We start from the raw sequence: 8218 nt of genomic DNA, 5'->3' as shown, positions 1-8218 counted from the left end.
GTTGAGACCACCTCGACGTGGTTGCCGGTCTGTTTGGACCACGCCTCGACAGCCTCTTTGCAGAGTTGTAGCTCCGCACCCACCGCGCCGCAGGAGATCGTTAAATCGGCTGCGCTCGACAGGGACGGAAGCCCGACACAAAGGGTGAGCAGTGCTGCTGGAAGGACAGATTTCAGCTGTTTCATAAAGCCCTCTTTATTTTTGTTTTTAGAAAAGTTAACGTTAACATCGCCAAATGTAGCAGCGTATTAGCGATGAGGCATCCTTTTTTTCGTCGATTGCGACAATTCGCAACTCACGAAAAATGGCCGGTCGCGGGAACGACACAATAAAAACAAAACAGGAAATTCACATGCAGAAAGCATCAAGCTGGCTACTCGCAGGCGTGCTCGGCACCTCGGCGGTAACCTCTCAGGCCGCGACTCTGGAAGAACGCATGGCCGCGTTCGAAGCCCGTGCCAGCGCCGCGGAAAAGCGTGCAGCCGCAGCCGAGCAGCAAACCCAGGCACTTGCCAGGGAATTGCAGCAGATCAAACTCGCCACTGCTCCCTTGCAGCCCGCCGCGTCTAATGCGGCAGTAATTTCGGCGCCCGCTTTGGATACCCGACTGGCAAAACTCGAAGCCCGTCAGCAAAGCCTGGAGAAAGAGGGCAGTACCGGACACCTCACTGATGGGTTCAGCTTCAACGGCTACGCCCGCTCCGGATTGCTGATCAACGATCGGCTGGGTGGTGGTCGTGGCGGCCCTTATACAACTCCTGCCGGTTCAGTCGGTGGTGCAGTCGGGCGACTCGGTAACGAAGACGACACCTACATGCGTATAGACCTGTCGAAAGAAAGCTATGCGCAAAACGGCACCCGTTCCAAATTCACGGTCTCCATCGCCGACGGTGTGGAAAGCACCAATGACTGGACGGCCGACGAAAGCAAACTGAACGTGCGCCAGGTATTCACAGCGCTTGACCATGTCGCTGCGTTCAAGGGCAATTCAGTGTTCGAGAACGCCACCCTGTGGGCAGGCAAGCGATTCGATAGAGATAATTTCGATATCCACTGGCTGGACTCGGACGTTGTCTTTCTGGCCGGCACCGGGGGTGGAATCTACGATATGYAGATGAACAAGAATTGGCGTTCGAACTACTCTTTGATCGGGCGTAACTACGGGGATTTCAGTCAAGGCGATCTTAGTGCCGATGTAGAAAGCTACATCCTGACCTCCAACCAGTTCTTCGAGGATGGTCAGTGGCAGTGGATGTTCAATGGCATCGGCGCAAAGAAAAACGATTTCGGTACCCGCACCAATGCAGCGGGTTTGACGCCTGCGGATTCCGGCTTGCACAGCATGCTGGCCAATCACCAGAAAAACTTTTTCGGCAGGGAAGGCTTCTTCAAAACGGCGCTGCTCTATGGGCAAGGTCTGGGAGCCGAGGTCAAGAACATCGGCTCGGATGGCGAACTCATCGACGATGCCCGCGCTCTGCGTCTGGCACTTTACGGTGAGACACCCCTTGCGCCTGACTGGCGTATCGGCCCCAGCTTGCTGGCCGAACAGAGCAAGGATAGATACGTCAAGGGTGACGACTACCGCTGGCTGACCCTGAACGTGCGTTTGGCCAATAAAATCAACAGCAATTTCGAGATGGCCTACGAAATAAGCTGGCAAACCATGAACCTCGACCCGAAGGACTATCTACAACGTAATGCGGTCGACGGTAACTTTTGGAAGTTCACTGTCGCCCCGACATTCAAACCTGAGGTTGGAGATCTTCTCACACGTCCCGAATTGCGAGTGTTCGCAAGCTTCATGAACTGGTCTTCGGATCTGGACAAATTCAGTACCACAGACTCCTTTGGCATGACGGACTTCAAAGCCGGAGGTGTATGGCAATACGGTATACAAATGGAAACCTGGTTTTAATATTTGAACGTGTTCGGCCAACATCTGCTTTGAGGTTGGCGATGAGAACTTCTCTGACTTCAACAAACCCTGCCTTTCATCAAAGCGCATTGAGTAAGTGATTACCGGTCTGATCTGATCAGCCAGCAGTTCCCTACGACAAAATATTGAGGAAATGACGATGGTATTGCCTCGCGCAATAGTGTTTGGCGAAGCCCTGACCGATCTTGTCCAAGGCACTCCCGGACAGTGGAAGGGCTACCCGGGTGGTGCTCCCTGGAACGTTGCACGAGCGCTAAGTCGCTTGGGTGTCAGCAGTGCTTTTGCTGGGTCGGTGAGCATGGATTCACTGGGTGACGAGATAGTTTCGCAGTCGGAAGTGGCAGGATTGGATATGAGGTTTATCCAACGGGTAGACCGAGATCCTTTGGTTGCCATCGTTCCATCGAGCCGTCCCCCAAGATACTTTTTTGCTGGAGATGCCGATCTGTTTTTTGATCCGGATCTGATGCCCGAAGGATGGATCAACCATGCAGAGCTGTGTCATTTCAGCTGCATCAGTTTGGCTCGACAGCCACTGGCAGACAGGCTGGTTAAAATTGCTCAGCAGGCCAAAAAAGCCGGTAAACGGATTAGCTATGATCCGAACTGGCGCAATTTAATGGATAGCCATTATCGGGAGCAGACCTTCCCTACGATGACCACCCTTGCTGACATGATTAAGCTTTCCGATGAAGACCTTCGGCAAATTTATCCAGGGCTGACAGAACACCAGGCAATGGATGAGCTTCGCGCTCTTAATCCTCAGGCGCAGATCCTTTTTACCCGAGGAGAACACGGGATGATTCTCCACACCCCGGACAGCCAACTCGATCAGCCGGCGATTGCCGTGAAGGTGGAAGACACGGTTGGAGCAGGAGACGCTTGTATGGCTGGTTGGCTGGCTGCGCAGTTGCTGGGGATCGTGGACTTGAGAGAGCGCCTGCAATTTTCAGCGGCTTGCGCATCCATATCTTGCCGCCATGCCGGAGCCCATGCTCCAGCGCTAGCTGATGTGGAAGGTTTGCTGCAGCTGCTAAAACATACTTGACCATGGTTGCCGGCGCCGGGGAGTTGTCTAAGTAAATTCGGCAGTTCTTCGGTCGGAATGATCTTCACCGGTATACGCGCGACCTTCTCGGCACCGCGCAATTTTATGCCGGTTTCAACCTTGCCCGGCCCAGTGACGATGTGTCGGGGCTCCACCATAGGTCTCCATCTTTCAAGGGTATGTCCCCAAACATCAGGCAAGAGCTGGGCCAACCCGCGCAAGGCCCATTGGCAGGGGCGAGAGAGGATGGGAGGTGGCTGTTGTAACGCCTTGCAGCTGTAAAGGCCTTTACACCGCTGCTGCCAACGGCGGGAGTGACTGCTATTCAAATCAATGGGTTAGTTTGTGGCATTGGGTGTGCAGCAGGGAATGTGTCAGCACGAAGCTGGCCAATCTCGTACAACAACAAGTGAGACCCTCATGACCCACAAGAACAACCTGAATGACGCTCTGCCGGGAATGCGCGGCATGCAGCATATCGGCATCACGGTGCCGAACCTGTCCGAGGCTGTTGCCTTCTTCGTCGAGGTGCTTGGCTGCGAGCCATACTTCACCTTTGGCGAATTCCGTTTTGAAGACGACTGGATGGAGCGGCACCTCAACGTGCATCCGCGCGCGTCTATTCGCGACTTCCAGATGGTCCGATGTGGCAATGGCACCAACCTGGAAATTTTCGAGTACACAGCTCCCGACCAGAATCGTCGGTTGCCCCGCAACAGCGACGTCGGCGGGCACCACTTGGCGTTCTATGTGGACGACATGGAGGCAGCGGTGGAGTACCTGCAGTCTCGTGGCGTGCAGGTACTGGATACTCCATCGACCTTCACCGATGGCCCGGCCAAGGGCCTGACCTGGGTGTACTTCCTGGCGCCTTGGGGGTTGCAGCTGGAGCTGGTGAGTTTCCCGGACGGGATGGGCTACGAGAAAGGCGTGACGCGCCTTCTCTGGGACCCGCGCACACCTGAGCACTGATTCGACTTGAAAGCCCGGCCGGCCCGGCTCGGGCCGGTTACGGGCGTTTGAAACTATTGGTTTAGCTGTCCAGGGCGTTGGGAGGAACGATGTTGTGAAGCTTCATCCAGCGATATAGGGTCGGGCGCGACATGCCGAGCTCGCGTGCCGCGGCGCTGACATTCCAGCGTTGCCCGCGCAAGCAGTCCTCGATTTCGCGTGCGTGGGATGTCTGTTGTTCCTGCACGGGAACCGAACTCCTGGCCTGTCTTTGATTGACGCTTGGCAGGCATTCTTCGGGCAGGTCGTTCACAGTGATTTCATCCGTCTCCGCGGTGGCCAGCGCGTACTGCAACGCATTGCGCAGCTCGCGGATATTGCCTGGCCAGGCGTAGCCGAGGAGAGCACTCATGGCGTCGCCCCGGATTCGTGCGGGACGTTGGCGCTGTTCACAGAGCTCTCTGAAAATGCGTTCTATCAGGTAGTTCCTGTCGGCCCGTTCGCGCAGCGCCGGCAGGCGCAGGATCGCGCCATTGAGGCGGTAGTAGAGGTCTTCGCGGAACTCGTTTCGTTCAATCAACTGCCGCAGGTCACGGTGACTGGCCGCGATGACGCGGATATTGACCTTGATCGGTTTTTCGCTGCCCAGTGGCATCACTTCCTGCTCGGCAAGCACGCGCAGCAGCCGCGTCTGCAGATGCAGCGGCATGTCACCGATTTCATCGAGGAACAGTGTGCCGCCATCGGCCTGCTGGATCAGCCCTCGCATACCCTTGCTGCGTGCCCCGGTGAAGGTGCCTGGCTGGTAGCCGAAGAGTTCGCTCTCTATCAATGACTCAGGCATTGCCGCGCAGTTGATGGCGACGAAGGGGGCCTTGCGCCTGTTGCTGCTGTCGTGCAAAGCGCGGGCAAGGCGTTCTTTGCCGGTACCGGTTTCGCCATTGAGCAGCAAGTTCAGCGGCTCGCTGCACAGTCGCTTGGCACGAGCGAGCATCTTGCGCATGGCGGGGTCATCGTCGGAGAGCTCATCCAGCGGGCAGCGTTCCTCACTCGAACGTTGAGCTTGAGGGGCAACGGGCGTTCGGCTGGGCTCCATCAACGCGGCATAGAACAGGGCGTTTTGACGGTGGGTACGGAACGCGCGTACCTGGTCGGGGCTGGCGCGGGGGATGCCGAAGATGTCTTCAGGTTCGCAGTCGAACAGATCCTGGATACCGATCCGGCGCGCCAGTGCCGAAGGCCGCTCCGGCAACTGCAAGCCACATTCGGCGAGCAGTACACGGGCCGCGGTATTCGCCGCCAGGAGACTGCCATCCCCGGCAATCGCCAGCAGGTACTGGCGATTGATCAGGACGAACTCGCGGGAACGGTCGAAGCAGAGGATATGAGCTTCACGGTAGCGGCGCAGGAAGTAGGCATCCTCGATCATTCGTGCGTACTGCTTGACCAGTTGCAGGGCGAATTGCTGGGAGTCCTTGGACGGTGGTGAATTCAATGCCGAGATATCCAGCACGGCCAGCAGCTGCCCGTGGGGATTGAAGATGGGCACTGCGGTGCAGGTCAGGGCGATGTGATGAGCGCTGAAATGATCATGGTGGTGGCAGGTCAGCGGCAGTTGCTCCTTGATACAGGTCCCCACCGCGCAGGTTCCTGCGTGGTTCTCGCTCCAGTCGGCGCCGAGGTACAGGCCGGTCTTGCGATGCGCCGCCTCATCCAGTGGATCGCCGAGGAACTGCACGGTGATCCCCCGGCTATCGGTGAGGAGAATGACGTACCCCAGCTCGGCGATGTGGCGGTACAGCTGCTCGACGCCTGCACGGGCCACGTTGATCAGCTCGTCCGCGTGGTCCTGGTGTTCCCGCAATACCTGACGCGGAACAAACCGCGGTGGCGCGGGCTTGGCCGGATCCAGACCGTAATCCTGGATACAACGCTTCCAGGACCGGGTGATGATGGACTCGTGCCCAGCGCTATCGCTGGCGTAGGACAGCACAGTGTCGATGTGCAGGCTGGGGGTCGAAAGGGTGCTCATGCGGCCTCCCGGGCACGGGATGAGGGGTCCGTGACGATCTTGTTCTTGTTTGGCATCAGCACGTGGGGGGCGGGCTGGCACGGTTGCAATCACATTACGAGTTTAGCCCTGCGCTGTCACTTCCCTCGTTGATCGCGGCCGGACCACCGTCAGAAGACCGGTAAAGGGTCACCCTTATTGGTTGGCGGTGCCCGGCAATGCCGCCGCTGCGATCTCGCACTCAGTTCAGGTATCGCCAGCCTTTACGTATGTAAAAGGCTTGGACGGATGCTTACAGGTGTAAAGCCTTCGCTTTACAGGTCATGCTCGAAAGATGTTTTTTTTGAGTGCTAAAAAATCATTTAAAAACAGTAAGTTAGGATCTGTTTTTGGCATTGGCACACAAGTTGCTCCTTCACTATCGAAGGGGCCGAAAAGGCACCCGGACTAATAACAATAACGTCGGCCACACCTGTTCCCACCTTACAGGCGTGCCGGCAAAAGCCTGGAGCTCTGCCATGCATGACTCTTCACCCCTGAGAGGCCCTCTGAGCCGTCGGCGCTTCCTCAGTCTTTCGGGGCAATCGGCCCTGATCATCGGCGCTACCGCCGTTTTCAGCCAGCTCATTCCCGTCACCGCCATCGCCGACGACGTGTTGCCCCGGTTGCCCGCCGGGCTGCTGCAGATGGGGCGCGATATCTATCCCCATGACCGGCTCGGCGATGCACCGTATGCCAAGTCGCTGGTCGAGCTGCTCGGTAAACATCCGGACCTGGTCAACGATGGCTTGAAGGCCCTGCAGGGGCGAGCCCGCGCCACACAGGGGCGGCCTTTCGAAGAGATCGTCAGCGAGGACGATCGCGTCGCTCTGCTTCGCGAGATCGAGACTACGCCGTTCTTCCGCGAAACCCGCAGTGCGCTGATGTTTGGCATCTACGACAACAAGACGCTGTTCCCACTGTTTGGCTACGAGGGCTCGTCGGTGGAGAAAGGTGGCTATATCGCGCGTGGCTTCAACGACCTCGACTGGCTCTGATCAGTCTTTTCTTCGCGGCTCCATCCATTCCAACAATGAGGGTTAACCCCATGGCAGCGAAATACTCCCAGGACGACAGCGATGTCGTCGTCATCATTGGCTCGGGYGCCGGCGGCGGGACCCTGGCTCACGCCTTGGCCAAGCAAGGAATCCGTACCGTGGTGCTGGAAGCCGGCAAGCGTTACGAGATGTCCGACATCGAAAACGATGAGTGGGCCATGTTCAACAAGATTTCCTGGCTCGACAAACGCATCGCCACCGGCGGCTGGGACGTGGCGCGCAACCACCCGAACCTGCCGGCCTGGATCGTCAAAGCGGTGGGTGGCAGTTCCGTGCACTGGGCCGGCGTGGCCCTGCGCTTTCGCGACTTCGAGTTTCGCATGCGCACCGAGAACGGCGATATCAAGGGCGCCAATGTGCTGGACTGGCCAATCAGCTATGAGGAGCTGGAGCCCTGGTACGTCAAGGCTGAGAAGCACATGGGCGTGACCGGTCCAAGCACCGGAATGCCTTATCACCAATGGCACAACTCCTTCAAGGTCCTGGCCACAGGCGCCCAACGCATTGGCTACAAAGAAATCCAGTCCGGCCCGATGGCGATCAACACGCAGCCCTATGACAGTCGTCCCGGGTGCATGCAGATCGGCTTCTGCATGCAGGGCTGCCGCATCGGCGCCAAGTGGTCGACCCTCTACACCGATATCCCCCGCGCCGAGGCTACCGGCAACTGTGAGGTGCGTCCGCAGAGCATGGCGCTTCGCATCGAACATGATGCCCGCGGCCGAGTCACCGGGGTGGTTTACGCCGACGCCGAGGGCCACCAGCAGCGCCAGAAGGCCAGAGTGGTGTGCGTGGCCGGTAACTCCATCGAGTCGCCGCGCCTGTTGCTCAACTCCGAGTCCTCGATGTTCAAGGACGGCCTGGCCAACTCCTCCGGTCAGGTTGGGCGCAACTACATGTGTCACACCACCGCAGGCATCTACGCAGTGCTGCCCAAGCCGATTCACATGTATCGGGGCACCACCTGTGCCGGAATCATTTCCGACGAGTCCTACAACAACACTTCGCGGGGCTTCGTCGGTGGCTACCGGCTGGAAATCCTGTCCCTCGGCCTGCCGTTCATGTCCGCCTTCCTCGATCCGACCCCGCAGGGCTGGGGCCGTGCCTTCGCTTCGCGGATGGAGCGTTACGACCATATGTCCGGCGTGTGGTTGTGCGGTGAGGACCTGCCC

The 8218-nt window shown here is 58.2% G+C and carries 6 protein-coding genes and 2 pseudogenes; 5 read left to right on the top strand and 3 right to left on the bottom strand.

Annotation, left to right across the window (positions count from 1 at the left end; all coding sequences use genetic code 11):
• Positions 1-185 (bottom strand): annotated as a pseudogene (locus tag ACXRVY_RS11635) (ABC transporter substrate-binding protein); the annotation flags it as partial.
• A gap of 167 nt (positions 186-352) precedes the next feature.
• Here ACXRVY_RS11635 and ACXRVY_RS11630 point away from each other — a divergent pair.
• Together ACXRVY_RS11630 and ACXRVY_RS11625 are read left to right on the top strand one after the other, a co-directional pair.
• Positions 353-1918 carry a carbohydrate porin gene (locus tag ACXRVY_RS11630; RefSeq protein ID WP_458237432.1) on the top strand — a complete coding sequence of 522 codons (1566 nt, stop codon included), beginning with the start codon at positions 353-355 and terminating at the stop codon, positions 1916-1918.
• 160 nt (positions 1919-2078) lie between these two features.
• Positions 2079-2987, top strand: a complete 909-nt coding sequence (locus ACXRVY_RS11625) for a carbohydrate kinase family protein (protein WP_223458775.1) — start codon at positions 2079-2081, stop codon at positions 2985-2987.
• Between the two features lie 38 nt (positions 2988-3025).
• Here the strand turns inward: ACXRVY_RS11625 and ACXRVY_RS11620 are convergent.
• Positions 3026-3145, bottom strand: a pseudogene (locus ACXRVY_RS11620) (lipoyl synthase); the annotation flags it as partial.
• 262 nt (positions 3146-3407) lie between these two features.
• Here ACXRVY_RS11620 and ACXRVY_RS11615 point away from each other — a divergent pair.
• Positions 3408-3959, top strand: a complete 552-nt coding sequence (locus ACXRVY_RS11615; protein WP_223458777.1) for a VOC family protein — start codon at positions 3408-3410, stop codon at positions 3957-3959.
• A 61-nt stretch (positions 3960-4020) separates the two neighbouring features.
• Here ACXRVY_RS11615 and ACXRVY_RS11610 read toward each other — a convergent pair whose 3' ends face one another.
• Positions 4021-5970 carry a sigma-54-dependent Fis family transcriptional regulator gene (locus ACXRVY_RS11610; RefSeq protein ID WP_223458779.1) on the bottom strand — a complete coding sequence of 650 codons (1950 nt, stop codon included), beginning with the start codon at positions 5968-5970 and terminating at the stop codon, positions 4021-4023.
• Positions 5971-6467: 497 nt separating this feature from the next.
• Between ACXRVY_RS11610 and ACXRVY_RS11605 the strand changes: the two genes are divergently transcribed.
• Together ACXRVY_RS11605 and ACXRVY_RS11600 are read left to right on the top strand one after the other, a co-directional pair.
• Positions 6468-6986 (top strand): gluconate 2-dehydrogenase subunit 3 family protein, encoded by a 519-nt coding sequence (locus ACXRVY_RS11605; protein WP_223458781.1) that lies wholly within the window; start codon positions 6468-6470, stop codon positions 6984-6986.
• Positions 6987-7036: 50 nt separating this feature from the next.
• Positions 7037-8218: GMC family oxidoreductase (locus ACXRVY_RS11600; RefSeq protein ID WP_458237431.1), on the top strand; the 1182-nt coding region annotated here is incomplete at its 3' end.

This window comes from Pseudomonas sp. P5_A2_2 (assembly GCF_054177685.1).
Note: the sequence above shows the minus strand (reverse complement) of the source record. Positions and strands in the feature narration are given on the sequence as shown.

Bases quoted from the DNA above. Each gene is read 5' to 3' on its own strand.
- ACXRVY_RS11625 (WP_223458775.1), top strand. From the start codon at position 2,079: ATGGTATTGCCTCGCGCAATAGTGTTTGGCGAAGCCCTGACCGATCTT.
- ACXRVY_RS11615 (WP_223458777.1), top strand. From the start codon at position 3,408: ATGACCCACAAGAACAACCTGAATGACGCTCTGCCGGGAATGCGCGGC.
- ACXRVY_RS11610 (WP_223458779.1), bottom strand. From the start codon at position 5,970: ATGAGCACCCTTTCGACCCCCAGCCTGCACATCGACACTGTGCTGTCC.
- ACXRVY_RS11605 (WP_223458781.1), top strand. From the start codon at position 6,468: ATGCATGACTCTTCACCCCTGAGAGGCCCTCTGAGCCGTCGGCGCTTC.